23 protein-coding genes are annotated in these 24,705 nt (G+C 63.4%); 17 read left to right on the top strand and 6 right to left on the bottom strand.

Features of this window, described 5'->3' with window-relative positions:
• Window positions 1–87 precede the first annotated feature (87 nt).
• Window positions 88–993 (top strand): LysR substrate-binding domain-containing protein, encoded by a 906-nt coding sequence (locus tag BXA07_RS03995; RefSeq protein WP_076565851.1) that lies wholly within the window; start codon window positions 88–90, stop codon window positions 991–993.
• 4 nt (window positions 994–997) lie between these two features.
• Here the strand turns inward: BXA07_RS03995 and gloA are convergent, their stop codons facing one another.
• The 4 genes from gloA to BXA07_RS04015 form a co-directional block, all read right to left on the bottom strand.
• The gene (gene gloA / locus BXA07_RS04000; RefSeq protein ID WP_070311709.1) at window positions 998–1,405 is read right to left on the bottom strand and encodes a lactoylglutathione lyase; all 408 of its coding nucleotides are present in this window, start codon (window positions 1,403–1,405) and stop codon (window positions 998–1,000) included.
• Between the two features lie 121 nt (window positions 1,406–1,526).
• Window positions 1,527–1,949 carry an OsmC family protein gene (locus tag BXA07_RS04005; protein WP_076565853.1) on the bottom strand — a complete coding sequence of 141 codons (423 nt, stop codon included), beginning with the start codon at window positions 1,947–1,949 and terminating at the stop codon, window positions 1,527–1,529.
• Between the two features lie 101 nt (window positions 1,950–2,050).
• Window positions 2,051–3,361 carry a PQQ-dependent sugar dehydrogenase gene (locus BXA07_RS04010; RefSeq protein ID WP_076565854.1) on the bottom strand — a complete coding sequence of 437 codons (1,311 nt, stop codon included), beginning with the start codon at window positions 3,359–3,361 and terminating at the stop codon, window positions 2,051–2,053.
• Window positions 3,362–3,400: 39 nt separating this feature from the next.
• The gene (locus tag BXA07_RS04015) at window positions 3,401–3,667 is read right to left on the bottom strand and encodes a hypothetical protein (protein WP_076565857.1); all 267 of its coding nucleotides are present in this window, start codon (window positions 3,665–3,667) and stop codon (window positions 3,401–3,403) included.
• A gap of 262 nt (window positions 3,668–3,929) precedes the next feature.
• Between BXA07_RS04015 and BXA07_RS04020 the strand changes: the two genes are divergently transcribed.
• The 7 genes from BXA07_RS04020 to can all read left to right on the top strand — a co-directional run bounded on the left by BXA07_RS04020 (window position 3,930) and on the right by can (window position 12,853).
• Complete coding sequence (locus tag BXA07_RS04020) at window positions 3,930–4,901, top strand: NAD kinase (protein WP_244556181.1); 972 nt, start codon at window positions 3,930–3,932, stop codon at window positions 4,899–4,901.
• Window positions 4,902–4,949: 48 nt separating this feature from the next.
• Window positions 4,950–6,617: a DNA repair protein RecN gene (gene recN / locus BXA07_RS04025; RefSeq protein WP_076565859.1), complete on the top strand. Its 1,668-nt coding sequence runs from the start codon at window positions 4,950–4,952 to the stop codon at window positions 6,615–6,617.
• 106 nt (window positions 6,618–6,723) lie between these two features.
• On the top strand, window positions 6,724–7,833 hold the full coding sequence (hemH, locus tag BXA07_RS04030) for a ferrochelatase (RefSeq protein ID WP_076565861.1): 1,110 nt from the start codon (window positions 6,724–6,726) through the stop codon (window positions 7,831–7,833).
• 341 nt (window positions 7,834–8,174) lie between these two features.
• Window positions 8,175–8,711 (top strand): nucleotide exchange factor GrpE, encoded by a 537-nt coding sequence (grpE, locus tag BXA07_RS04035; RefSeq protein ID WP_076565865.1) that lies wholly within the window; start codon window positions 8,175–8,177, stop codon window positions 8,709–8,711.
• A 91-nt stretch (window positions 8,712–8,802) separates the two neighbouring features.
• On the top strand, window positions 8,803–10,746 hold the full coding sequence (dnaK, locus tag BXA07_RS04040; protein WP_076565867.1) for a molecular chaperone DnaK: 1,944 nt from the start codon (window positions 8,803–8,805) through the stop codon (window positions 10,744–10,746).
• A 163-nt stretch (window positions 10,747–10,909) separates the two neighbouring features.
• Window positions 10,910–12,043: a molecular chaperone DnaJ gene (gene dnaJ, locus BXA07_RS04045; RefSeq protein WP_034745985.1), complete on the top strand. Its 1,134-nt coding sequence runs from the start codon at window positions 10,910–10,912 to the stop codon at window positions 12,041–12,043.
• Window positions 12,044–12,181: 138 nt separating this feature from the next.
• Window positions 12,182–12,853, top strand: a complete 672-nt coding sequence (gene can, locus BXA07_RS04050; protein WP_076565869.1) for a carbonate dehydratase — start codon at window positions 12,182–12,184, stop codon at window positions 12,851–12,853.
• Between the two features lie 18 nt (window positions 12,854–12,871).
• On the opposite strand, the gene BXA07_RS04055 is transcribed toward can, so the two are convergent.
• Window positions 12,872–13,357: a tetratricopeptide repeat protein gene (locus BXA07_RS04055; protein ID WP_076565871.1), complete on the bottom strand. Its 486-nt coding sequence runs from the start codon at window positions 13,355–13,357 to the stop codon at window positions 12,872–12,874.
• A gap of 212 nt (window positions 13,358–13,569) precedes the next feature.
• Here BXA07_RS04055 and BXA07_RS04060 point away from each other — a divergent pair, with 212 nt between their 5' ends.
• The 4 genes from BXA07_RS04060 to BXA07_RS04075 all read left to right on the top strand — a co-directional run bounded on the left by BXA07_RS04060 (window position 13,570) and on the right by BXA07_RS04075 (window position 17,214).
• Entirely contained in the window at window positions 13,570–14,454 is an 885-nt protein-coding gene (locus BXA07_RS04060; protein ID WP_076566469.1) for a TauD/TfdA dioxygenase family protein, read from the top strand.
• A 78-nt stretch (window positions 14,455–14,532) separates the two neighbouring features.
• Window positions 14,533–15,498 carry an ABC transporter substrate-binding protein gene (locus tag BXA07_RS04065; protein ID WP_244556196.1) on the top strand — a complete coding sequence of 322 codons (966 nt, stop codon included), beginning with the start codon at window positions 14,533–14,535 and terminating at the stop codon, window positions 15,496–15,498.
• Window position 15,499: 1 nt separating this feature from the next.
• Entirely contained in the window at window positions 15,500–16,345 is an 846-nt protein-coding gene (locus BXA07_RS04070) for an ABC transporter ATP-binding protein (RefSeq protein ID WP_076565875.1), read from the top strand.
• Window positions 16,342–17,214 carry an ABC transporter permease gene (locus tag BXA07_RS04075; protein WP_076565877.1) on the top strand — a complete coding sequence of 291 codons (873 nt, stop codon included), beginning with the start codon at window positions 16,342–16,344 and terminating at the stop codon, window positions 17,212–17,214. Before BXA07_RS04070 ends, BXA07_RS04075 begins: the two co-directional genes overlap by 4 nt.
• Here the strand turns inward: BXA07_RS04075 and BXA07_RS04080 are convergent, their stop codons facing one another.
• Entirely contained in the window at window positions 17,215–18,102 is an 888-nt protein-coding gene (locus BXA07_RS04080; RefSeq protein ID WP_076565879.1) for an HTH-type transcriptional regulator ArgP, read from the bottom strand.
• Between the two features lie 149 nt (window positions 18,103–18,251).
• Between BXA07_RS04080 and BXA07_RS04085 the strand changes: the two genes are divergently transcribed.
• The 5 genes from BXA07_RS04085 (at window position 18,252) to BXA07_RS04105 (ending at window position 24,702) form a co-directional block, all read left to right on the top strand.
• Complete coding sequence (locus BXA07_RS04085) at window positions 18,252–20,681, top strand: penicillin-binding protein 1A (protein WP_076565880.1); 2,430 nt, start codon at window positions 18,252–18,254, stop codon at window positions 20,679–20,681.
• Between the two features lie 4 nt (window positions 20,682–20,685).
• Window positions 20,686–21,309 (top strand): trimeric intracellular cation channel family protein, encoded by a 624-nt coding sequence (locus tag BXA07_RS04090; protein WP_076565882.1) that lies wholly within the window; start codon window positions 20,686–20,688, stop codon window positions 21,307–21,309.
• A gap of 96 nt (window positions 21,310–21,405) precedes the next feature.
• A complete protein-coding gene (locus tag BXA07_RS04095) occupies window positions 21,406–23,301 on the top strand; it encodes a beta-propeller domain-containing protein (protein WP_076565884.1) in 1,896 nt (631 codons plus the stop codon).
• Between the two features lie 49 nt (window positions 23,302–23,350).
• The gene (locus tag BXA07_RS04100) at window positions 23,351–23,917 is read left to right on the top strand and encodes a sigma-70 family RNA polymerase sigma factor (protein ID WP_076565886.1); all 567 of its coding nucleotides are present in this window, start codon (window positions 23,351–23,353) and stop codon (window positions 23,915–23,917) included.
• The gene (locus tag BXA07_RS04105; RefSeq protein WP_076565888.1) at window positions 23,914–24,702 is read left to right on the top strand and encodes a hypothetical protein; all 789 of its coding nucleotides are present in this window, start codon (window positions 23,914–23,916) and stop codon (window positions 24,700–24,702) included. Before BXA07_RS04100 ends, BXA07_RS04105 begins: the two co-directional genes overlap by 4 nt.
• Window positions 24,703–24,705 lie beyond the last annotated feature (3 nt).

A 24,705-nucleotide genomic window follows, 5' to 3' on the forward strand; every position in this document is an offset into this window, starting at 1 on the left:
CTCCCTGCGTGTTGAGTTGATGGAGTCATCGTATTATGCTGTCATCATTAAATCCAATTCGTAGTTTGTCATCCAACTATGCACCAAATGAATAATCTGCGCGCCGTCGATTTGAACTTGCTGGTGATCCTGGACGCGCTGCTGAGCGAACGCCATTTGTCACGTGCGGCGGAACGCCTGCACATGAGCCAGCCTGCCGTCAGCCATGCGTTGGCGCGCCTGCGCCATCTGCTCGACGATCCGCTGCTGTTGCGCGGCAAGGGCGGCTTCCAGCCCACGGCGCGTGCCCTGGAGCTGGCGCGGCCGCTGGCCGAAGCCCTGCAAAGCGTGCGCTCCGTACTCGGCGGCGCCGTGTTCGACGCGGCCACGGCGCAGCGCGTGTTTCGCCTGGCCATGTCGGATTACGGCGCGGCATTGATCTTGCCCCGTTTGCTGCGCCGCTTGCGCGTGGAAGCGCCCGGCATCGACCTGACCGTCAGCCACGCCAGCCGTTCTGCCGTCGTGGCCGGCGTACAGGATGGCGAAATCGACCTGGCGCTGGGTGTGTTCCCGCAACTGCCTGAGCAGTTCCACAGGGAAACTTTATTCGAGGAAGCGTTCGTGTGCGCATTGGACCCGGCCAGCCTGGCGCCGGGCGAGTCCTTGAGCCTGCAGACCTATCTGGCGCGTCCCCACGTGCTGGTAGCGTCCAGCGAAGGGGGCATGGCTGCCGAAGTCGACGCCGCATTGGCGCAGCTGGGCCAGACGCGCCGCCTCGCCGTGCGCGTGCCGTACTGGACAGTTGCGCCGGAGCTGTTGATGGGGACGGATCTGATATTGACGGTGGCGCGGCGCGCCTTGCAGGGAAGCGCGGGGCAAGGGCTGGCGCAGCATTCTGCGCCGTTCGCCATCGCGCCGTTTGCGTTTGAAACAATACGGCACCGCCGCACGGACGGTGACGCGGGCATCGCCTGGCTGCGCGCGGCCATTGCCAGGGCCGCCGAGCCAGGCTGAGGTATTACAGGCCGCCGCCCTGGCCGTCGAACTTGCGTTCGATCAATTCGATCTTGTAGCCGTCCGGGTCGGTGATGAAGGCGATCACCGTGTTGCCGCCCTTGACGGGACCCGGTTCGCGCGTGACGTTGCCGCCATTCGCGCGTGCCGCGTCGCAGGCGGCGACGATGTCGTCGGCCGAGATGGCGATGTGGCCATACGCCGTGCCCAGCTCGTAGCTGGTGGTGCCATAGTTATACGTCAGTTCCAGTTCCGCGTGGTCGGGGTTCGAACCGTAGCCGACGAAGGCCAGCGTGTACTGGTATTCCGGGTTGTCGCTGGTGCGCAGCAGCTTCATGCCCAGGACGTTCGTGTAAAAGTCGATGGAGCGCTGCAGGTCGCCGACCCGTAACATGGTGTGCAAAATACGCATCGTAAATCCTTGAGGGTGTTAGGGGAATGGCAGGATTTTATGCGTTTTACGGCTTTCTTGCCGAAACCGCCCTTGCCGCCCGGTAATGGAACGGCAGCGGACGGTGAGGATGCCTCTGGAGTTACTCCAGATGGGCGTCCAGCGTGATTTCCGTGGCCAGCAGCTTCGATACGGGGCAGCCGAGCTTGGCGCGCAGGGCCGCGTCCTGGAACGCTTCGTCGCTGGCGCCGGGAATGGTGGCCACCAGGGTCAGGTGGACGGCCGTGATCGCATAGCTGCCATCGATCTTTTCCAGGCTGACGTCGGCCGTGGTTTTCAGGGCCGTGGCGCGCAAGCCCGCCTCGCCCAGCTGGCCGGACAGGGCCATGGTGAAGCAGGCCGCATGGGCAGCGCCAATCAGTTCTTCCGGATTACTGCCGGGACCATCCTCGAAGCGCGTGTTGAAGCCATATGGCACATTGTCGAGCGCGCCACTTTCGGTGGAAATGAATCCTTTGCCATCTTTAAGGCCGCCACTCCAGACGGCTGATCCTGTTTTTTTCATGATGTACTCCTTGCGTGGTTCGAGCGTCCATCATGCGCGCCCGCCCCCTGCGCTTCCGTTCGTTGCGCCACACAGGGCACGCATGCGCGGCGCCCATGCATTCACGGCGCCGGCGTCACGCGCCAGACGATATTGCCCACGTCGTCGGCCACCAGCAGCGCGCCCGCCTTGTCGACGGCCACGCCGACGGGGCGCCCATGCGCCTTGCCGTTCTGATCGAGGAAGCCGGCGACGACGTCCTGCGGAGGACCGCTGGGCACGCCACCGGCGAACGGAACAAAGATGACTTTATAGCCGCTGTAGGGCTTGCGGTTCCACGAACCGTGCTGGCCGATGAAGGCGCCGCCCCGGTAGCGTTCGGGCAGCAAGACGGCGTCATAAAACGCCAGGCCCAGCGAGGCCGTGTGCGCACCGAGCGCATAGTCGGGTGCAACAGCGGTGGCGACCAGTTCGGGACGGGGCGGCTTGACCCGCGCATCGACGTGCTGGCCGAAATAACTGTAGGGCCAGCCGTAAAACGCGCCATCCTTGACGGAGGTCATGTAGTCGGGCACGAGGTCGTTGCCCAGCTCGTCGCGCTCATTGACGGCCGTCCACAGGGCGCCCGTTGCAGGCTGCCAGGCCAGTCCGACGGGATTGCGCAAGCCCGTCGCATACACGCGCGCCTCGCCCGTCGCGCGCGTGAATTGCCAGATGGCGGCGCGGCCCTCTTCGACCGCCATGCCGTTTTCGCCCGCATTGCTGTTCGAACCGACGGCAACATAGAGAAACTGACCATCGGCGCTGGCGATGACGTTTTTGGTCCAGTGGTGGTTGATGGGGCCGCCCGGCAAATCCATCACCTTGACGCCGGGGGCCGTGATGGTGCTCTGTCCTGTTTCGTACGGGAAGCGCATCAGCGCGTCCGCGTTGGCGATGTACAGCTCGTTGCCGACCAGCGCCATGCCGAATGGCGAGTTCAGCCCTTGCAGGAAGACGCTGCGCGTCTGCGCCACGCCGTTGCTATCCATGCCGCGCAGCAGGGTGATGCGGTTGGCGCTGGGCGTGGCCGCGCCCGCTTTTTTCATCTGCATCTGCATGATGGCACCCTTGATGCCCTTGCTGTCGTCCGGTTTCGGCGGGGCATTCGTTTCCGCCACGAGCACGTCGCCGTTCGGCAAGACGTACAGCCAGCGTGGGTGGTCGAGTCCGCGCGCATAGGCGCGGATGGCCAGCCCCGCCGCGACAGCCGGGTGCTGCCCGGCCGTCCAGCGCTGCACGGGCGCTACGTTGACGGTGGGAATGAACTGTTTATCGGGCGCGGGCAGCACGGGATGCGGGCCGAAGCCCACGGGCATGGCGGGCGCCTGGGCGTGGGCGAGGTGGGCGCCGCAGGCGGCGGCCAGCAGGAAGGAACGGGCGCAGCGGTGCATGGCGTACTCCGTAACATGAGCAGTGCGTGACAGTTGGAGTCAGCGCGCCTTCTTTGGTTCCAGTTGCGCGTCGGGACGGGCCTGTTGCGGCGGGGCGGGCTTGACCTTTTCCACGCCGGGCTGGGCATGGCGGTCAGTGTCCACCAAACCTTGTTCCAGGTCGCTGGCCGCCTGCTGCATGATCTTGCGCGGACGCACGTTCTGCGCGTCGGGCGATTCGTCGCGCTCATGCGGCAGGCGATCCACGCCGTCATTTTTCACCTTTTCATCGGTATTGATCTTGCGCTCGCTATGCTGGGCAACCATATGGCCTCCTGAAGAAAAGAATGATGTCACGCCAGTGTCCTGCCGCCGGCGTGACCATGCAAGCGGATTTGCCCCGCGATGGAGCGCTGGCGCACGCATGGACGATTCTTTTTCTGCGCTACACTGCGAGCAACACCGAGAACGCCCCTTGCAGGCATACGGCAGGCGCACTATACTGTGCATATATACAGTATCATGCGATGCCGGCGTGCGACGCGACAGCCAGGGGCGGTTTGCCACCGAATTCACTACCGAGATTTTTATGCCCGTCGATAACTACGCCGACCAGCGAGCCGAACAGCCAGCCGCGACCTTGCCAGCCCCGGGCGAGCGCTTCAACCTGGGCGCCAAGACCATCGCCCTGGTCGTGCGCCAGAATACGGATGGCATTGCCGAACCCGTGAAAAGCATCGTCGATTTCCTGCAAGTGCTGGGCCACACGGTGGTCTTCGAGGCGGAGACGGCCGCGCATCTGAACCTGGCGTTTCCTGGCGTGCGCGCCATGTCGCCGGCCGAGATCGGCGCCGCCGCCGATTGCGCCATCGTCATGGGCGGCGACGGCACCATGCTCGGTATCGCGCGCCAGCTGGCGCCATTCGACGTCCCCTTGATCGGTATCAATCAAGGGCGCCTGGGCTTCATGACGGATATCCCGCTCGAGCGTATGCTGCCTGTATTGGCGCAAATTCTGGGCGGCCGCTTCAAGGCCGAACGCCGCACTTTGCTCGAAGGCAGCGTGCTGCGCGACGGCGTATCGATCCACGTGGGCATGGCCGTCAACGATGTCGTCGTCTCGCGCGGCGGCGGTGCCGGCATGGCCGAATTGCGCGTCGAGGTCGACGGCCACTTCATGTACAACCAGCGTTCGGACGGCCTGATCATTGCCACGCCCACGGGCTCGACCGCGTATGCGCTGTCGGCCGGCGGTCCGTTGCTGCACCCGACCCTGGGCGGCATCGTGCTCGTGCCGATCGCGCCGCATGCGCTGTCGAACCGCCCCATCGTGCTGCCCGATTCCAGCCAGATCGTCGTGGAAATCGTGCGCGGGCGTGATATCAGCGTCAATTTCGACATGCAGACCTTTGCCAGCCTGGTGCAGCAAGACCGCATCCTCATCCGCCGTTCGCCGCACACGATTACCTTCCTGCATCCGGAGGGGTGGAGCTACTACAACACCCTGCGTGAAAAATTGCACTGGAATGAGTATCCGTCGGGCGAGGGCAAGCTCAGCTAACAAGTCTTTCCACGTTAACCCGCGGCTCGCCGCCTAACCACAGAAGCCATGCTCCATACACTGTCCATCCGCGATTTTGTCATTGTCGATACCATTGAACTGGAATTTTCCGCCGGCTTCAGCGTGCTGACGGGCGAGACGGGGGCCGGCAAGTCCATCCTCATCGATGCACTGACCCTGGCGCTGGGCGGCCGCGGCGACGCCAGCGTGGTGCGCGAGGGCGCAGCCAAGGCCGACATCACGGCTGATTTCTCCGTCAGCGAAGTGGCGCAGGCCTGGCTGGTGGCCAATGAATTCGCCAACGACGACGGCGGCGCCCTGTTGCGCCGCGTGATCGACAATGCGGGCCGCTCGAAAGCCTATATCAACGGCATCCCCGCCACGGCGGCGCAGTTGCGCGAACTGGGCGACATGCTGGTCGACATCCATGGGCAGCACGCGCACCAGTCCTTGCTGAAAAGCGAGGCGCAGCGCGCCTTGCTTGACGGCCAGGCGACGGCGCGCGAAGCGGGCGCGGAGCAGGATGCGCGGCAAGTGGCAGCCTTGCACAAGCGCTGGCGCGCCCTCGTGCGCCAGCGCGAGGAATTTGAAACGAATGCCGCCAACGTGCTGTACGAGCGCGAACGCCTGGAGTGGCAAGTGGGAGAGTTGGAAAAACTGGCGGCCAAGCCCGGCGAGTGGACGGACATCACGAACGAGCACAGCCGCCTGTCGCACGCTGCCAGCCTGCTGGAAGGGGCGCAGGAAGCCTTGTCTCTCATTTCCGAGTCGGAAGACCACCCGATCGTGTCGCAACTGTCGGGCCTGAACCAGAAGCTGGGCAAGCTCGTGTCCGTCGATGCGGAATTGCAGCCGATTGTCGACCTGATCGAATCGTCGCGCATCCAGCTGCAGGAATCCGTGTATGCGCTGAACAACTACCTGGACCGGGTGGAACTGGACCCGGAGCGTTTGCACCAGCTCGACGCGCGCATGGAAGCCATGCACAGCACGGCCCGCAAATTCCGCGTCACGCCCGAAGAGTTGCCCGAGGAACACGCCAAGCTGTCGGAAAAACTGCAGCACCTGGCCGACGCTTCCGATATCGAAGGCTTGCTGCGCCAGGAAGCAAAGATAGAGGCCGAGTACCGCAGCGTCGCCGAGCGATTGTCCGCCACGCGCCGCGCCGCCGCGCTGGAGCTGGGGCAAGCCGTCACGCGCGCCATGCAGGAACTGAGCATGACGGGCGGCAGTTTCGAGATTGCCCTGCATCCGTGCGAGCCGGCCGCGCACGGCCTCGAGCAAGTGGAATTCCTCGTTGCCGGCCACGCGGGCACGGCGCCCCGTTCGCTGGCGAAAGTCGCGTCCGGCGGGGAGCTGGCGCGCATCGCGCTGGCCATCTCCGTGATCACCTCGCATGCCACCACCACGCCGACGCTGATCTTCGACGAGGTCGACAGCGGCATCGGCGGCGGCGTCGCCGAAGTGGTGGGGCGCCTGTTGAAACGCCTGGGGCAGGGACGGCAAGTGCTGTGCGTGACCCACTTGCCGCAAGTGGCCAGCCAGGCCAATCAGCATTTCCAAGTGGCAAAAAGCACCCTGGAGAATGGCAAGACGGCCTCGCGCATCGACATGCTCGACGCCAAGGCCAGGGTGGAAGAAGTGGCGCGCATGCTGGGCGGCCTCGAAATCACGGCCACCACGCGCAAGCATGCCCGCGAATTGCTCGCGATTTGACTTGGGACGTGACAGGCGTGCTGCCATCGTCTGGCAGTACTCCCGATGTTGACGCAATGTAACTATAATGGTCGTCTAATCCATCCAACGTCTTCGAAGAGTCTTCATGTCATTTCAAACAGAACCGCCGTACACGCATGGCAGCATCGACCGCAGCGCCGTGGTGCTGGTCAACCTGGGCACGCCCGATGCGCCGACTTCGTCGGCCGTGCGGCGCTATCTGAAACAATTCCTGTCGGACCCCCGCGTCGTGGAAATTCCTCGCCTGGTCTGGTGGTTCATCCTGCATCTGATCATCTTGCCCTTCCGTTCGGGCCAGTCGGCCAAGAAATATGCCTCGATCTGGACGCGCGACGGCTCGCCCTTGAAAGTGCATACGCAAAAGCAGGCCAAACTGCTGGCCGGTGCTCTGGCCGAGCGGGGCCATGACGGCGTGACGGTGGCCATGGCCATGCGCTACGGTTCGCCTTCCTTGCCCGAGGTGCTGGCCCGGCTGAAAAGCGAAGGTTGCGAGCGCATCGCCATCCTGCCGGCCTATCCGCAATACTCGGGTACGACGACGGGTTCCATCTACGATGCCGTCTTCGCCCATTACGCCACCGTGCGCAATGTGCCGGAGTTGCGCTTTATCAAGCAGTACCACGAGCACGACACCTACATCGACGCCTTGCGCGATTCCGTGCTGAACCACTGGGAAGCGCATGGCCGTCCCGAAAAACTGGTGATGAGTTTCCATGGCGTGCCCAAGCGCACCTTGCTGCTGGGCGACCCCTACCACTGCCAATGCCTGAAAACGGCGCGATTGGTGGCAGAAAAGCTGAAATTAACTAAAGAGCAATACGTGGTGACCTTCCAGTCGCGTTTTGGCAAGGCCGAATGGCTGCAGCCATACACGGCGCCGACCCTGGTGGCGCTGGCGCAACAGGGCGTCAAGCGCGTCGATCTGTTGTGCCCGGGCTTTACCAGCGATTGCCTGGAAACCCTGGAAGAAATCGCCATGGAAGCGAAGCATGATTTCGAGGCGGCCGGTGGCCAGCAGTTTCACTATATCGCTTGCCTGAACGAAACGCCGGCCTGGATCGCGGGTATGGCAGAAATTGCCGAGCAGCACATGATCGGCTGGCCGACGATGAAGACGGCGCCGCAGCGCGAGGCGGACAAGACAGTGGGCGAGCAGGCGCGCGCGGCCGCCCTGGCCCTGGGCGCAGCGAATTAGGAAGCATGTTCTTCTGCCATGTAAAGCCGCGCTTGCGCGGCTTTGTCATTTTGGGCATGGACATGAGGTTTTCCAAATAGCAACACCATCAGTGGCAATGGCCTGGTCGGGACTGGTAGAATGCCGCCTTCGCTGGGGATGCCGGCTGTTTCAGAGGGCGCGCACGGCTCGCAGTCCGAAATGGGAAACAAAATGTAATAAGCTGTAACATTAGCTGACGTAAACCTTGGCGCTCGCGCCGATACCCCTTGAAACAGTAGGATATAGCCCCATCTGCCGGTTAGTGTTGTAAAGATGTATAGCCTAACCCATTTAAGTCATTGATTGTAGGAGCTTTCTAGATGCAAGATCAGGAAAACCAAGCTGTACCTAATCCGCAAGCGGACGCCGCGACGACTGCGCCATCGACTCCCGCAGAGCCTACTTTGGAAGAGCAGCTGGCCAGTACCGAAGCGCGTCTTGCAGAAATGCACGATGCCTTCATGCGCGCCAAGGCCGACGGTGAAAATATCCGCCGCCGCGCGCAGGAAGATGTTGCTAAAGCGCATAAATTCGCAGTGGAAAGCTTTGCCGAAGCCATGGTGCCGGTGAAAGACAGCCTGGAAACGGCGCTGACGGTGGAAGCACCGACCATCGAATCGCTGAAGGAAGGCGTCGAGATGACCCTGAAGCAATTGACCGCCGCGTTCGAGCGCAACCGTCTGGTGGAAGTGTTGCCAGTGCAGGGCGAGAAGCTCGATCCGATGAAACACCAGGCCGTTGCCGTGGTGCCAGCGGACCAGGAAGCCAATACCATCGTATCAGTCTTGCAAAAGGGCTATATGATTGCCGACCGCCTGTTGCGTCCGGCCATTGTCACCACCGCGCAAGCAAAATAATCAGAGGGCGGCATCAAGCAAGCCTTGAAACCATGCCGCTTTGCCACATATAAGAACCATCTGAAATCTAGCAAATAAAAGGAAAAAAATCATGGGTAGAATTATCGGTATCGATCTGGGAACCACGAATTCCTGCGTTTCCATCATGGAAAATGGTCAACCAAAGGTAATCGAAAACGCTGAAGGCGCACGCACGACGCCATCGATTATTGCTTATCAAGAAGATGGCGAAATTCTCGTCGGCGCGCCGGCGAAACGCCAGGCCGTGACCAATCCGAAAAACACGCTGTACGCAGTCAAGCGTTTGATCGGTCGCAAGTTCGACGAAAAAGAAGTCCAAAAAGACATCGCGCTGATGCCTTACCAAATCATGAAAGCCGACAACGGCGATGCATGGATTGGCGTGCGCGACAAAAAACTGGCTCCACCGCAAATTTCGGCTGAAGTCCTGCGCAAGATGAAGAAAACGGCAGAAGACTACCTCGGTGAAGAAGTCACCGAAGCCGTCATCACCGTGCCTGCCTACTTCAACGATTCGCAGCGTCAAGCGACCAAGGATGCCGGCCGTATCGCTGGCCTGGACGTCAAACGCATCATCAACGAGCCAACCGCGGCAGCGCTGGCATTCGGCCTGGACAAGACCGAAAAAGGCGACCGTAAAATCGCCGTGTATGACTTGGGTGGCGGTACGTTCGACGTGTCGATCATCGAAATCGCGGATGTTGATGGCGAGAAACAATTTGAAGTGCTGTCGACCAACGGCGACACCTTCCTGGGCGGCGAAGACTTCGACCAGCGCGTCATCGATTACATCATCGACGAGTTCAAGAAGATCAACGGCATCGACCTGAAAAAAGATCCGATCGCCCTGCAGCGCATCAAGGCTTCGGCCGAGCGCGCGAAGATCGAGCTGTCGTCGTCGCAACAAACCGAAATCAACGAGCCGTACATCGCCATGGCGAACGGCGCACCGGTCCACTTGAACCTGAAGATGACCCGCGCCAAGCTGGAATCGCTGGTGGAAGAGCTGATCTCGGCAACGATCGAACCATGCCGCACCGCTATCAAAGATGCTGGCGTGAAAGTGTCGGACATCGATGACATCATCCTGGTCGGCGGCATGACGCGTATGCCGAAGGTGCAGGAAAAAGTGAAGGAATTCTTCGGCAAGGATCCACGCAAGGACGTGAACCCGGACGAAGCCGTCGCCGTGGGCGCAGCCATCCAGGGTTCGGTCCTGTCGGGCGAACGCAAGGACTTGCTGTTGCTGGACGTCACTCCACTGTCCCTGGGTATCGAAACCCTGGGCGGCGTGATGACCAAGATGATCCACAAAAACACGACGATTCCGACCAAGTTCAGCCAGGTCTTCTCGACGGCCGACGACAACCAGCCTGCGGTGACCATCAAGGTCTTCCAGGGTGAGCGCGAAATCGCCGCCGGCAACAAGGGCCTGGGCGAATTCAATCTGGAAGGCATCCCGCCAGCAGCACGCGGTACGCCACAGATCGAAGTGACCTTCGACATCGACGCCAACGGCATCTTGCACGTCGGCGCCAAAGACAAGGCCACCGGCAAGGAAAACAAGATCACGATCAAGGCCAATTCCGGCTTGACCGAGGCGGAAATCCAGAAGATGGTGAAAGACGCCGAGTTGAACGCGGAAGAAGACAAGAAGGTCAAAGAATTGGCCGAGTCGCGCAACCAGGCCGATGCTCTGGTACACTCGACCCGGAAATCCTTGACCGAATACGGCGACAAGCTGGACGCGGGCGAGAAAGAGAAGATCGAAGCGGCGATCACTGACCTGGAAGCAAGCATCAAGGCCGGCGACAAGGCTGAGATCGACGCCAAGGTGGAAGCACTGTCGAGCGCATCGCAGAAACTGGGCGAAAAAATGTATGCCGACATGCAAGCGCAGCAAGCTGCCGGCGGCGCGGAAGGTGCACAGCAAGCCGCTGGCGCATCGGATGCAGGCGCCAAGCAGGACGACGTTGTCGACGCTGACTTCAAGGAAGTCAAAGACAGCAAGTAATTGTCTTGCGCTCCCATGAAATGGGGGCAGCCGGGCTGAACGCTACATCGCGGGATTAGCCGCGAAGACCGGCCGAGCCGAGTCGCTGCGCCTAGCGCAGCACTCGACTCGGCTTTTTCGTGTAATTTTTACATCAGTAGATAGACTGCAAGGTGCCGACAACATGGCAAAGCGTGATTTTTACGAGACACTCGGTGTCGCAAAAAATGCTTCGGAAGAAGAGATCAAAAAGTCTTACCGTAAACTGGCGATGAAATACCATCCGGACCGCAATCCGGATAGCAAGGAATCGGAAGAAAAGTTTAAGGAAGTCAAAGAAGCCTACGAGATGCTGACCAATCCGGAAAAGCGCGATGCGTATGACCGCTATGGTCACGCTGGCGTGGACCCGAACATGGGCGGCGGTGGCGGCTTCGGCGGCGGTGCTGGCGGCTTTGCCGACAGCTTCGGCGATATCTTCGGCGACATCTTTGGCGGTGGCGGTGGACGCAGCCGCAATGCGGGTCCACAGGTGTACCGTGGCGCCGACTTGCGCTACAACCTGGAAATTACACTGGAGCAAGCTGCTCACGGCTTCGACACGACGATTCGCGTGCCGAGCTGGGACAAGTGCGACACTTGCCACGGCAGCGGCGCCAAGCCGGGCACGTCGCCGACCACCTGCGGTACCTGCGGTGGCCACGGCCAGGTGCGCATGCAGCAAGGTTTCTTCAGCATCCAGCAAACCTGCCCGAAATGCCATGGCAGCGGCAAGGTCATCACCGACCCCTGCACGCCGTGCGGCGGCGCCGGTCGCATCAAGCGCAACAAGACCCTGGAAGTGAAAATTCCAGTCGGTATCGACAATGGCATGCGTATCCGTTCGTCCGGCAACGGCGAACCGGGCACGAATGGCGGCCCGTCGGGCGACCTGTATGTGGAAATCCACATCAAGCCGCACGCCGTGTTCCAGCGCGAGGGCGACGACCTGCATTGCGAAATGCCGATTTCGTTCACCAAGGCAGCATTGGGCGGCGAAATCGAAGTGCCGACCCTGAACGGCAAAGTGTCGTTCACGATCCCGGAGGGCACCCAGTCGGGCAAGACCTTCCGCCTGAAAGGCAAGGGCATCAAGGGCGTGCGCTCCGGTTATGCGGGTGACCTGTTCTGCCACGTGGCCATCGAAACACCCGTGAAACTGACGGAAAAACAGAAAGACCTGCTGCGCGACTTTGAAAAGTCGACGACCGAGGGCGGTGCCAAGCACAGTCCGCAAAGCAAGACCTGGAAAGACAAGGTCAAGGATTTTTTTGAGTAAGCACACGTAATACCATGCGCCGGGATGCTGAAACATCCCGGCGTTTTTTTACCCCGGTTGACTCAATATCTGCGCGCATCGCACGCCAACGCACGCGATCGGCGCGCTGTTCAACCGAACTTACCTCATGGGAGCGATATGACCGAACCGAAAAATGGCCTGGCCCTGGCGGAACTGCTGCAGCGTAACCGCCGCTGGGCCGACTCGATGGTGGCGAAAGACCCGAACTTCTTCAAGAACCTGGAAGCGCAAACGTCGCCCGAATATCTGTGGATCGGCTGCTCCGACAGCCGCGTGCCCGCCAACGAACTGCTGGGCATGGCGCCTGGCGACGTGTTTGTGCACCGTAATATTGCCAACGTGGTCGTGCATTCCGACCTCAATTGCCTGTCCGTCCTGCAATTTGCCGTGGACGTGCTGAAAGTCAAACATATCATCATCGTCGGCCATTACGGCTGCAAGGGCGTGCATGCGGCCATGACGGGCACGCGCATCGGCCTGGTCGACAACTGGCTGCGCCATGTGCAGGATGTGGGCCAGAAACACGAGCGCTACCTGGGCGACGTGCTGACCAGCCGCCAGCGCGGCGACCGCCTGTGCGAACTCAACGTGGTTGAGCAGGTCTTGAACGTGTGCCAGACTACCGTCGTGCAAGATGCGTGGGAACGGGGCCAGGAACTCAGCGTCCATGGCTGGGTCTATGGCTTGAAGGATGGCTTGCTGAACGACCTGGAAGTAACCGTCACGGCTGGCCACGAACTGGCGCCCCGCATGGCGGCCCGCCTGGCCCGCTACGAAGCCATCGCGTAATCGACCCTGGCGCGGCGCCTATGGTGCCGCACCATCCAGGCGGAGCAGGTAATCGGCCGCCTCCCGCACGCCCTCTTGCGCCGCCCGGCGCAGCCAGGTTCTGGCCTGGGGAATATCCTGCGGCGTGCCCCGGCCATCGGCCAGCGCCACGCCATAGTGGTAGCGCGCCAGCCGCGCATAGGCGGCGTCATCGTTGGTATGGGCGCCGCGCCGCATCAGCGCCGTCGCCTGTTCCAGGTCCCTGGGCACGCCGATGCCCGTTTCATACAGCTGTGCCAGCCAAATCATCGAATACACATCGTTCCAGCGCCGGATGCAGTCTTCAAAGATGGCGACGGCAGCCGCATGGTCGCCCGTCTTGTCGGCCGCATAGCCGTACAAGCACTTGATGCGCTTGTCGCTATGGACATAGGCTTTGTAGCTGAGATCGCCTTCATCCTGGCTATCCTGGGCATGGGAGGGCGCAGCGAGCAGCAGAGCGAGCAAGAGGGCGAGAGTGGGCATGGCGTTCCTGTCTATGCGTTGGAAATTGGTAGATAAGCAAGTTTCGTGCTAGGGCCATTCCCGGGCAAAGCCGTTACGGCTGTGCCATCGCGTGACAGTGCCTGTTGCAGCATGGCGCAACGCGCCGCGCATATTCATATAGTAAATGCTTCGTTTGCAAGGAACGCAGGCCGGCATACAGTGGACTTCCCTTGTTCACTGATGAAGCCATCATGTCGGCCGTCCTGAAACCCGCGCATTCCGCTAGTCATTTCCGTATCGAAACGTTCGACGCGCCGCTGGGTGCGCAAGTGCTGGGGCTGGACCTGGCGCAGCCGCTGTCGCTGGGCGACTTCCAGCGCCTGCACCACGCCCACCTCGATCATCACGTGCTGGTGTTCCGCGAGCAGCGCATCACGCCGCAGCAGCAAGTCGATTTCAGCCGCCGCTTTGGTCCCCTGCAAATCCACGTGCTGCGCCAGTTCCAGCTGCCCACGCAGCCGGAGGTGCTGATCATTTCGAACATCGTCGAGGATGGCCAGCCCATCGGCCTGGGCGACGCGGGCCATTTCTGGCATTCCGACCTGTCGTACAAGGAAGTGCCCAGCCTCGGCTCCATGCTGCACGCGCAGGAGTTGCCGGACGAGGGCGGCGATACCGTATTTGCGAACATGCACCTGGCGTGGGAAAGCTTGCCGGCCGCGCTGCGCCACGCCGTGCGCGGCGCCCGCGCCGAACACAGCTATTTGAGCCAGTATGAGGAATTGCGCCGCCGCAACCCATGGCGCCCCGCGCTGACGCAGGCGCAGATCGATGAAGTCACACCCGTGACCCACCCCGTGGTGCGCGTGCATCCGGAAACGGGACGGCGCGCCCTGTTTGTCAGCGAGCATTTCACCACGCGCATCGTCGGCTTGCCCGCCGATGAAAGCCGCGCCCTGCTCGACGAACTGTTCGCCCACAGCGTGCGCCCGGAACACCTGTATGTGCACCGCTGGCAGCCGCACGACCTGGTGTTCTGGGACAACCGTTCCCTGATGCATCTGGCGACGGGGTGCCCGCCCGACCAGCGCCGCAAACTGTATCGCACCACCATCGAAGGCGATGCGCCGTACTGATTTTTGACCGTAGTTGACCAAGGAGTGTCCATGTTGCCGATCTTTACCTTTTCCCGCCGCCTGCTCGCCACCATCGCCATGCTGTGCATGGCCATGCCCATGGCCCGGGCCGAAGGCCAGATCCGCATCGCGGGCCAGCACGGCATCACTTTCTTGCTGCTCAATATTGCGCAAGAACAAAAACTGATCGAAAAGCATGGCAAGCAGCAGGGCGTCGATGTGAAAGTCGAGTGGATCACCCTGTCCGGCGGCCCGGCCATCAATGATGCCTTGTTGTCGGGCAATATCGATATCGCGGGGGCGGGCCTGGGGCCGCTGTTGACGATCTGGGACCGTACCAAGGGACGGCAGAACGTGCGCGGCGTGGCCTCGCTCGGTAATTTCCCCTACTATTTGATCAGCAACAACCCGAAGGTGAAAACCCTGGCGGACTTCACGGACAAGGACCGCATCGCCTTGCCCGCCGTGTCCGTGTCCGTCCAGGCGCGCATCTTGCAAATGGCTGTGGCGAAGCAGTGGGGCGACAAGGAATTTGCCCGCCTCGACAAGATCACGCAAACCCTGCCGCATCCGGATGCGGCGGCCGCCATCATCGCCGGCGGCACGGAGCTCAGTGGTCACTTCGGCAATTCGCCGTTCCAGGAACAGGAACTGGCGCAGAATCCGAACGCCCATATCATCCTGAACTCGTACGACGTGCAGGGAGGGCCCAGTTCGTCGACCCTGCTGTATGCGACAGAAAAATACCGCAAGGACAATCCGAAGACCTACCGCGCCTTCATCGCCGCGCTGGCCGAAGCGGCGCAGTACGCGAGCAGCAACCCGCAGGGTGCGGCCGACATCTATATCAAGGTGAACAAGAGCAAGGTGGACCGCAATCTGCTGCTGAAAATCTTTGCCAATCCGCAAGTGCAATTCAAGATCGCGCCGCAAAATACCTATGGCCTGGCGCAATTCCTGCACCGTGTGAGCGCCATCCGCAACTTGCCCGACAGCTGGCGCGATTACTTTTTTGACGACCCTGCCATCACGCAAGGAGGCTGACATGAACGCGCCCGCTTTTCACCTGGTACGTCCTCCGGCCACGGTAGAACCATTGCTCAGCGTAAAGCATGTCAGCCTGGAATACCGCACGGAGCAGCGTACCGTGCGCGCCACGCATGACGTCAGTTTCGACGTGTTCCGTGGCGACCGTTTCGTGCTGCTGGGGCCATCGGGTTGCGGCAAGTCGTCCTTGCTGAAAGCCGTGGCCGGCTTCGTCGCGCCGCGCGCGGGCAGCATCGCCATGCAGGCGAAAATCATCACAAAGCCGGGGCCGGAGCGTGTTGTCGTGTTCCAGGAATTCGACCAGTTGCCGCCATGGAAGACCGTGCTGGAAAACGTCATGTTCCCCTTGCTGGCCAGCAAGCGACTGGACAAGCAGGCGGCCCGCGAGCGCGCCCATCACTGGATTGCCAAGGTGGGCCTGGCCGGCTTTGAGGATGCGCATCCGCATACCTTGTCGGGCGGCATGAAGCAGCGGGTAGCCATCGCCCGCGCCCTGGCCATGCAGCCGGAAGTGCTGCTGATGGACGAGCCGTTTGCCGCCCTCGACGCCTTGACGCGGCGCAAGATGCAGGAAGAGCTGAGCCGCCTGTGGCAGGAGCTGCGTTTTACCCTCGTCTTCGTCACGCATTCGATCGAGGAAGCGCTGGTCGTGGGCAACCGCATCCTGCTGCTGTCGCCCCATCCGGGCAGGGTGCGCGCCGAACTCAACAGCCATCAGTTCGGTTTGCACAGTGCGGGCAGTGCGGAATTCCAGGCCGCCAGCAGCCGCATCCATGGATTGCTGTTCGATGAAGATGTTGATCCTGCTCAACAAGCGGATACGGCGCAGCGGGAGGCCGTATGAGCGCGCTGCTGGAGCCGCCCATCCGCCAGGAATTCGTCTATGCGGCGCCGCCGCCCGCCGGCGTCACCGTCGAACGGCCGCTGTCGCGCTGGCAGCGCTGGAGCCAGCACGCGCTATGGCGCAAGGCATTCATTTTGCTCAGCCTGGCTTTGCTGTGGGAAGGGGCGGCGCGCTGGACGCAGAACGATCTACTCTTGCCAAGCTTCCTGCAGACGGCGCAGGCGTTTATCGGCGGCATCGCCAGCGGAGAATTGCTCACGCGCACGGCCGCGTCCCTCGTCGTGTTGCTGCAGGGCTATGCGGTGGGCGTGCTGGCCGCCTTCGTGCTGACCTTGCTGGCCGTATCGAGCCGCATCGGGCGCGACCTGCTGGAAACCCTGACGGCCATGTTGAATCCCTTGCCGGCGATTGCGTTGCTGCCGCTGGCCTTGCTGTGGTTTGGCCTGGGGCGCTCCAGTTTGATCTTCGTCATCGTCCATTCCGTGATGTGGCCGCTGGCCTTGAACACGTATGCGGGCTTCCAGGGCGTGCCTGAGACCCTGCGCATGGCGGGCCGCAACTACGGCTTGAACGGTTTGCGGCTGGTGCTGCACATCCTCGTGCCGGGCGCCTTGCCGTCCATCGTCTCGGGGCTGAAGATAGGCTGGGCGTTTGCCTGGCGCACCCTGATCGCGGCCGAGCTGGTCTTCGGCACGACGTCGGGGCAGGGCGGCCTGGGCTGGTACATCTTCCAGAACCGCAACGAGCTGTACACGGACAAGGTGTTCGCCGGCCTGGCGGCCGTCATCGTCATCGGTTTAATCGTGGAAAACATCGGCTTTCGCACCCTGGAGCGCGTGACCTTGAAGCGTTGGGGCATGCAGCGATAATTATCTCAGCATCGTGCGTGCCGCCGCGATGATTTGCCGCGACAGCTGCTCCATGCGCGGCGACTGCACCTTCCACGTGTGCCAGTACAGGGCCACGTCGGCCGGCGTCTTGGGCGTGAGCATTTCCACGAGCTCGCCGTCCGTGTTCGCTTTCAGCAGCAGTTCCGGCACCATGCCGTAGCCGAGGCCATAGCGGATGGCGTTGAAGTGCGAGGTAGCGCCCGGCACGTAATGGCAGGGGTAGGCGCCTTCGGGCAAGCCCAGCGCCTCTTGCAGGAACGACGACTGCAGGGTGTCCTTGCGCGTGTAGGCGACCACGGGCGCCGTGCGCGCCGCCTTGCGCGTCAGGCCGTGCGCGAACCACTGCTGGCGGAACGCTTGTGTGGCCACCAGCCAGTAGCGCATTACGCCCAGCGGCTCGGCCGTGCAGCCGCGCATGGGTTTCGGCTCCGTGCTGATGCAGCCGATGGCCATGCCCGTCTCCAGCAAAGTATAGGTGTGGTCCTGGTCTTCCACGGTCAGGTCCAGCAGCACGCGTTCGCGTATCAGCACCTCGGACAGGGCGGGGAAGAACCACGTGCCCATCGAATCCGCGTTCAGCGCCAGCACCAGGGTCAGCGGGGCATCCTGCTGCACCGCCAGCTCCGCCTGCAAGTCCGCTTCCAGCAGCTTGGCGCGCTTCAGATACTGCATCAGACGCTGGCCCATGCGCGTGGCGCGCGCGGGACGGCTGCGCACGATCAGCGCATTGCCGAGCTGGCTTTCCAGCGCCCGCACCCTCTGCGAAATGGCCGGTGACGTCAGGTGCAGCCGCAGCGCCGCCTGCTCGAAACTGCCCGTTTCGACGACGGCGCGGAACGCTTCCGTGTGCTTGGGATTGAGATCCATGGTCACTGCCTAACATAAGAAAAATTTATCAATACTAAATAATACTTACTTTTTATAAGGATGAGAGTGTTGCAGTGCACAATGCCTCTTTGATGGAGTGCAGCGTATGCGCATGCGGCGCGGCCTCCTGGCAGCAAGGGAATCACCTCATGGAAGCACAAGCGCAAGATACAAAGCCCCGCAAGCCGTCATCGAAACTGGCGCGCAATCTGAAATTCGGCCTGGGATTGACCCTGGGCCTGGGCTTGTCCGCCGCCCTGGCGGGCGGCTGGTGGCTGCGCCAGGCATGGCAGGACTTGCCGGCCGTCGAGCACCTTGCCCAGTACAAGCCCGCGCTGCCGCTGCGCATTTTTTCCAGCGAAGGCGAGCTGCTGGCCGAATACGGCGAAGAGCGCCGCGAATTCCTACCACTGAAGGAGATACCGCTGCGCATGCGCCAGGCCTTGCTGGCCATCGAGGATGCGCGTTTTTATGAACACGGCGCCGTCGACTTTTATGGATTGACGCGCGCCACCCTGGCCAACGTCGTCACGGGCCACCATGCGCAGGGCGCCAGCACCATCACCATGCAGGTGGCGCGCGACTTTTTCCTGTCGCGCGAAAAGACGGTGCAGCGCAAGCTGACGGAGATGCTGCTGGCCTACAAGCTGGAACAGCACTACGGCAAGGACAAGCTGCTGGAGCTGTACATGAACCAGATTTACCTGGGAGAGCGTTCCTACGGCTTTTCCGCCGCCTCGAACATCTATTTCGACAAGCCGCTGGCCGACGTCAGCATCGCCGAAGCGGCCATGCTGGCCGGCCTGCCGAAGGCGCCATCGGCCTACAACCCCGTGGTCAATCCGCAGCGCGCCACCGTGCGCCAGCATTACATCCTGAAGCGCATGCGCGAACTCGGTTACATCACGCCGGCCGAATACGACGCGGCCGTGGCGGAAAAACTGGCCCTGAACAAGGACCGCAACAGCTCCGTGCACGCGGCCGCGTATGCGGTCGAGGAAGCGCGCCAGCTGATCGTGCAAAGCTACCCGGAAGGCGCCTACAGCCTGGGCCTGGACGTGACCACCACCATCCGCATGGCGCCGCAGCGGGCGGCCGACAAGTCGCTGCGCGATGGGCTGTTGAATGCGCAGGCGCGGCGCGGCTATCGCGGTCCGGAAGCGCGCCTGGCCGCCTCCGCAGACGGCGTGGCGCGCCAGCTGGCCGCCTATCCGGATAGCGGTGAAGTGCGCGCCGCCCTGGTGCGCAAGGTGGAAACGTCGGCCAAGCGCCAGGTGACGGCGCAGCTGCGCAATGGCGACGAGATCGTGCTGGCCGCTTCGGATGCGCGCCTGGGCGGCAAGTTGACGCTCGACGGCAAGCGCGCCATCGTGGAAAACAGCGTCATCCGCGTGGTGCACGACGCGGCAAAGAAGCGCTGGCTCGTGAGCCAGCTGCCCGAGATGGAAGGCGCGCTCATTTCCGTCGAGGCGCACAGCGGCGAAATCGTCGCCATGGCGGGCGGCTTCGATTTTTACCGCAACCACTACAACCACGCCATGCAAGCCTACCGCCAGCCCGGTTCCAGCTTCAAGCCTTTCGTGTATTCGGCGGCGCTGGAAAAGGGATATTTCCCCGGCACGGCCGTGGACGATACGCAGCGCCTGCTGCTGCCACAGGAGACGGGCGCGCAGCCGTGGCGTCCGCGCAATTACGGCAACAACTACGAAGGATTCATCAGCGTGCGGCGCGGCCTCGTGCGCTCGAAAAACCTCGTGGCCGTCAGCCTGATGCAGGCGGCCGGCCCCGGCTACGTGCAGCATTACGCCACGCGCTTCGGCTTCGAGGGCGCGCGCAATCCCGTCTCGCTCCCGCTGGCGCTGGGCGCGGGCGCCGTCACGCCGCTGCAGCTGGCGCAATCGTATGCCGTGTTTGCCAACGGCGGCGTGCAGATGCCGCCAAAGCTGATCAAGGAAGTGCGCAGCCGTAGCGGAGACGTGCTGTTTTCCGACGCGGCGCCGCGCGCCAAGGGCGCGCCGGCGCCGGGCACGCAGGTGATCTCCACGCGCAATGCCTACGTCATGGACAGCATGCTGCGCGACGTCGTCAAGAGCGGAACGGGACGCGGCGCGCTGGCGCTGGGACGGGGCGACGCGGCCGGCAAGACGGGCACCTCGAACAATGCGTATGACGCCTGGTTCGCCGGCTATTCCTCGGGCCTCGTGTCCGTCGTCTGGCTCGGCTACGACCAGCCCAAGAGCCTGGGCAATGCCACCGGCGGTACCCTGGCGCTGCCCGTCTGGCGCGATTACATGCAGGTGGCCGTGCAGGGCCGCCGCGAGCAGGTGCTGGCCGAACCGCCAGGCCTGGCCCTGCTCGACGGCGACTACGTGTATGCCGAGTACCTGGCCGGCGACTGCCTGAAGGATAACTTCGCTTTTATCCACAGCAGCGTCGGTTGCGGCAGCGGCGGTGCCGATACGCGCATGGCGCGCGGTGAAGCGGGCGATGGCGGCTCCAGCACGGGCACGAGCGAAGCGCGCACCCTGAGCGAAGCGCGCGAACGCGAACAAATTCTCAAATCATTTTCGGAAGAGTAAGACCATGCTGTTATATACGATTTACCTGGTGGCGATTGTCGCCGAAGCGATGTCCGGCGCCATCATGGGCATGCGGCGCGGCATGGATTTGTTCGGCATCTGCATGATCGGCGCCGTCACGGCGCTCGGTGGCGGCACCGTGCGCGACGTGCTGCTGGGGCACTATCCTCTGGGCTGGATAGCGCATCCCGAATACCTGCTGTTTACCATCGGCGCGGCCGTCGTCACGGCCTTTGTCGCGCGCTACCTGCACCATCTGCGCGCCATCTTTTTGCTGGTCGACGGACTGGGTCTGGTGGCGTTTTGCGTGATCGGCTGCGACATCGCCATGTCGGCCAAGATGCACCCGGCCATCGTCGTGCTGGCGGGGATGATCACGGGTGTCTTCGGTGGCCTGCTGCGCGATATCCTGTGCAACCAGATTCCCCTCGTGCTGCAGCGCGAAGTGTATGCCACCGTGGCCCTGTTCACGGGCGCCCTGTATGTCGGCCTGCTGCACTTCAAGGTCGACAGCTCCGTGGCGCAGCTGTCGTCCATCGGTGCGGGCTTTCTGTTCCGCTTCCTGGCCTTGCACTTCGAGTGGCGCCTGCCGAATTTCAATGGTGATCGCATACGGGGTTTTGAGTAAGGCGGCAGCCGCGTGCATATTTTTGCGCATATTTAACCCTTTTTTCTGCGCCGCTGCGTTTCATGTTGGATACCCCAGCCAACCGGAGAAGAAGCGATGTCCAGCGCCCTCAAGATCACCTTGATACTGTCCCTGCTGCTGTCTGCAGGCAGCCACGCCGCCGGCACGGCGCCGCGCAAGACCCTGGCGCCGTTCGCCAGCGAGCAAGCCTTGAGCAGCTACCTGCAGCAGCTGCAGGCGCGCCAGGCGGCCTTGCTGCGGGAGCAGCAGAAACTGCAGCGCGCCACGGCGCAGTACATGGCGACGGCGCCCGCACCGCCGCCAGCAGCAGCGCCGATGGTGGCGAAAGCGGCACCGGCGGCGTCGGCAGAGGCGGCCGAATCGGTCACCAATGTGCAGACGGCGGGTGTGGACGAAGGCGGCATCGTCAAGCTGCACGGCAAGCACCTGGTGATGCTAAGGCGCGGCAAGCTGTTCACCGTGCAGGTGGGCGGCAATGCCCTGCAGCCCATCGCCTCGCTCGACGCGTTCGCGCCGGGCAGCGACCCGTCCGGCAGCTGGTATGACGAAATGCTGATCGATGGCGACACGGTGGTGGTGATCGGCTACAGCTACAGCCGTGGCGGCACGGAGATCGGCCTGTTCGACGTCAACGCGGAAGGCAAGCTGGCCTACCGCGCCACGTATCACTTGCGCTCCAACGATTATTATTCGTCGCGCAATTACGCCAGCCGCCTGGTCGGCGGCAAGCTGGTGTTCTATTCGCCCCTGTCGCTGAACTTGCGCCGGGGCGACCCGTTCGGCAGCTTCCCCGCGCTGCGCCGCTGGCACCCCGACGCCGTGCCGTCCGACTTCAAGCGCATCGCCCCTGCCACGCGCATCTACCGCACCGATGACGAGCCCGAGCCGGGCTTTGGCCTGACCCTGCATACGGTCACCGTGTGCGACCTGGCGCAGCGCGACATGCGCTGCGAAGCGACGGCCGTGATGGGGCCGCAGGGGCGCGTGTTTTATGTCTCGGGCGAATCCGTTTTCGTGTGGACCACGCGCCGGGGCAGCGACTCGGGCGTGTTCCGCATTCCCCTTGACGGCTCGGCGCCCAGCGCCCTGAAGGTGGCTGGCGCGCCCGTCGACCAGTTCTCGTTCCTCGAAAGCGTGGATGGCCACCTGAACGTCCTGCTGCGCGCCGAGGGCCAGGGCGACGCGATGTGGGATGGCGCGCGGGGTCGGGGCGACATGGCCCTGCTGCGCGTGCCATTGGCCACGTTTTCCGATGGCCGTGACAGTGCGCCGGCCGGCAGCTACCATCCGCTGCCCGGCGGTGGCGGCTACGGCCTGCAGAACCGCTTCGTGGGGCCGTATCTGTTGTACGGCAATCCGGGCAATCCCGGACGCCGCAAGGCAGATCAGGCCTGGCCGCGCCAGCCCCTGTATGCCGTGCGCTGGGCCGATGCGGGCAGCGTGCAAGCCTTGTCCCTGCCGCACGGCGTGGAGCGCATCGAGGCGCTGGGCAATGACGCCCTGGTGATCGGCGCGCAGGGCAGGGATCTGCACTTCAGCACCATCGGCCTGGCGGGCCAGGCGGCGGTCGCCACGCGCTACATCCGCGCCGACGCGGCGCAGGGCGAGTCGCGCAGCCACGGCTTTTTCTACAAGCCGCAAACGGCCGGCGAGGGCCTGATCGGCCTGCCCATCCTGGGCGCGGACGAGCGGCCTGGCCTCAACAAGCCAGCCGCCTCAGTCCTGTATCTGCGCAACAGCGGCTTGCAGTTGACGGAACTGGGCGCGCTGGCGGCGCGGCCCGGTCCGGCACCGGACGACGGCTGCCGCGCGTCGTGCATCGACTGGTACGGCAATGCGCGTCCTTTGTTCCTGCAGGGCCGCGTCTTCGCCTTGCTCGGCTATGAACTGGTGGAAGGGGCGCTCAAGGAGGGGCAGATCCGCGAAGTGCGCCGCGTCAGCTATGCGCCCAATGCCTCCTCTTTGCGCTGAAGGCGCAGGGAAATTGTCGCTGCCGCGTAGTTCGGCTACACTGGTCCGCATGCCCGATACCTTACTGACCGCGACGGATGAAGACCTGATGCTGCGCTACAGCGCCGGCGACCTGCCGTCGTTTCGCGAGCTGTACCGGCGCCACAGCCAGGGCCTGTACCGCTTCGTGGCCTGGCGTTCGCCGCGCCGCGCGTGGGTGGACGAGATCGTGCAGGATGCGTGGGCCAGCCTGCATGCGGCGCGCGCCGGCTACCAGCCGCAGGCGGCGTTTCGCACCTATCTGTACCAGATCGCGCGCAACCGCCTGATCGACCTCCTGCGCCAGCGGGAAGGACAGGATCACGGCGAGGCGGGCGAACTGGCGGACGAGGGCGCCTCGCCGCCGCAGTCGCTGGAGCAGAAACAGCAGCACGCGCGGCTGCATGCGGCCATCGCCGCGCTGCCGTCGGAACAGAAGGAAGCGCTGGTGCTGCAGCAGTTCAGCGGCATGAGCATCCTCGAGATCGCCGCGGTGACGGGGGCGGAAGCGGAAACCGTCAAGAGCCGGCTGCGCTACGCCATGCAGAAATTGCGCGCGGGCTTGGACAGCGCCGCTGGCGCGGGAGGACAGGCATGAATACGCACGATCACGACGAACCGAATGACGAGGAATTGAACGCGCTGCTGGCCAGCCTGCCGCAGCCGGCGCCTTCCAGCGCGCTCGATGCGGCCATCCTGGCCGACGCGGAAAAAGCCTTGCACCAGCCGGCGGCCGCCAACGACAGCGCCGATGGCGTGCTGCGCACTCTGCCGGCCAAGAAATCACCGGACTACCTGCAGCGCTGGCGCGTTCCGCTGGGGCTGGCCGCTGCCGTGCTGCTGACGGTAAACCTGATCGGCGTGGACTGGTTCGGCTCGAAGCCGGCGCAGTTCCCCGTGGTCGGGGAGCCGGCCACGCAGGAGGTGATGCGGGAAGCCGCACCGGCCCCTGCCCCTGCGACGGAGTCCGCGCCACCACCGCCAGCACCGCGCGCCATGGCCAAGGCGGCACCGAGGCCGCCGCCGGCGCAGGCCGAGCCAGTACCAGCACATGTGTCAGTACCCGTGGCTCCCCCTGCGCCGCCGCCTCCGCCGGCGCCTGCTGCGGCAATGGAGCAGCAAGCCGTCATGCAGGCGGAAGCCGGCCTGCAGCGCCAGGCGCCCGTGCAGCGCGCGCTGGCCATGCCCGCTCCCGTGGCGGCCCGCTCCGCGCCGCTGCCGCCGCCGGCAAAGCTCGACGCTTCCGTGTGGCTGGTGAAGATCGACGCCCTGCTCAAGGCGGGCGAGGGCGCGCTGGCGCACGAGGAGTGGGCCGCATTCAGGCAGGCGTATCCCGACTACCCGGTGGCCGAAGAGCTGCGGCAGCGGTTGGAAAAGAAATAGCGC

The organism is Janthinobacterium sp. TND4EL3, from assembly GCF_900156175.1.
In the GTDB taxonomy this organism is placed as follows: domain Bacteria; phylum Pseudomonadota; class Gammaproteobacteria; order Burkholderiales; family Burkholderiaceae_D; genus Janthinobacterium.

Coding starts and splice junctions, on each gene's coding strand:
- BXA07_RS03995 (WP_076565851.1), top strand. CDS start 88: ATGAATAATCTGCGCGCCGTCGATTTGAACTTGCTGGTGATCCTGGAC.
- gloA (WP_070311709.1), bottom strand. CDS start 1,405: ATGCGTATTTTGCACACCATGTTACGGGTCGGCGACCTGCAGCGCTCC.
- BXA07_RS04005 (WP_076565853.1), bottom strand. CDS start 1,949: ATGAAAAAAACAGGATCAGCCGTCTGGAGTGGCGGCCTTAAAGATGGC.
- BXA07_RS04010 (WP_076565854.1), bottom strand. CDS start 3,361: ATGCACCGCTGCGCCCGTTCCTTCCTGCTGGCCGCCGCCTGCGGCGCC.
- BXA07_RS04015 (WP_076565857.1), bottom strand. CDS start 3,667: ATGGTTGCCCAGCATAGCGAGCGCAAGATCAATACCGATGAAAAGGTG.
- BXA07_RS04020 (WP_244556181.1), top strand. CDS start 3,930: ATGCCCGTCGATAACTACGCCGACCAGCGAGCCGAACAGCCAGCCGCG.
- recN (WP_076565859.1), top strand. CDS start 4,950: ATGCTCCATACACTGTCCATCCGCGATTTTGTCATTGTCGATACCATT.
- hemH (WP_076565861.1), top strand. CDS start 6,724: ATGTCATTTCAAACAGAACCGCCGTACACGCATGGCAGCATCGACCGC.
- grpE (WP_076565865.1), top strand. CDS start 8,175: ATGCAAGATCAGGAAAACCAAGCTGTACCTAATCCGCAAGCGGACGCC.
- dnaK (WP_076565867.1), top strand. CDS start 8,803: ATGGGTAGAATTATCGGTATCGATCTGGGAACCACGAATTCCTGCGTT.
- dnaJ (WP_034745985.1), top strand. CDS start 10,910: ATGGCAAAGCGTGATTTTTACGAGACACTCGGTGTCGCAAAAAATGCT.
- can (WP_076565869.1), top strand. CDS start 12,182: ATGACCGAACCGAAAAATGGCCTGGCCCTGGCGGAACTGCTGCAGCGT.
- BXA07_RS04055 (WP_076565871.1), bottom strand. CDS start 13,357: ATGCCCACTCTCGCCCTCTTGCTCGCTCTGCTGCTCGCTGCGCCCTCC.
- BXA07_RS04060 (WP_076566469.1), top strand. CDS start 13,570: ATGTCGGCCGTCCTGAAACCCGCGCATTCCGCTAGTCATTTCCGTATC.
- BXA07_RS04065 (WP_244556196.1), top strand. CDS start 14,533: ATGCTGTGCATGGCCATGCCCATGGCCCGGGCCGAAGGCCAGATCCGC.
- BXA07_RS04070 (WP_076565875.1), top strand. CDS start 15,500: ATGAACGCGCCCGCTTTTCACCTGGTACGTCCTCCGGCCACGGTAGAA.
- BXA07_RS04075 (WP_076565877.1), top strand. CDS start 16,342: ATGAGCGCGCTGCTGGAGCCGCCCATCCGCCAGGAATTCGTCTATGCG.
- BXA07_RS04080 (WP_076565879.1), bottom strand. CDS start 18,102: ATGGATCTCAATCCCAAGCACACGGAAGCGTTCCGCGCCGTCGTCGAA.
- BXA07_RS04085 (WP_076565880.1), top strand. CDS start 18,252: ATGGAAGCACAAGCGCAAGATACAAAGCCCCGCAAGCCGTCATCGAAA.
- BXA07_RS04090 (WP_076565882.1), top strand. CDS start 20,686: ATGCTGTTATATACGATTTACCTGGTGGCGATTGTCGCCGAAGCGATG.
- BXA07_RS04095 (WP_076565884.1), top strand. CDS start 21,406: ATGTCCAGCGCCCTCAAGATCACCTTGATACTGTCCCTGCTGCTGTCT.
- BXA07_RS04100 (WP_076565886.1), top strand. CDS start 23,351: ATGCCCGATACCTTACTGACCGCGACGGATGAAGACCTGATGCTGCGC.
- BXA07_RS04105 (WP_076565888.1), top strand. CDS start 23,914: ATGAATACGCACGATCACGACGAACCGAATGACGAGGAATTGAACGCG.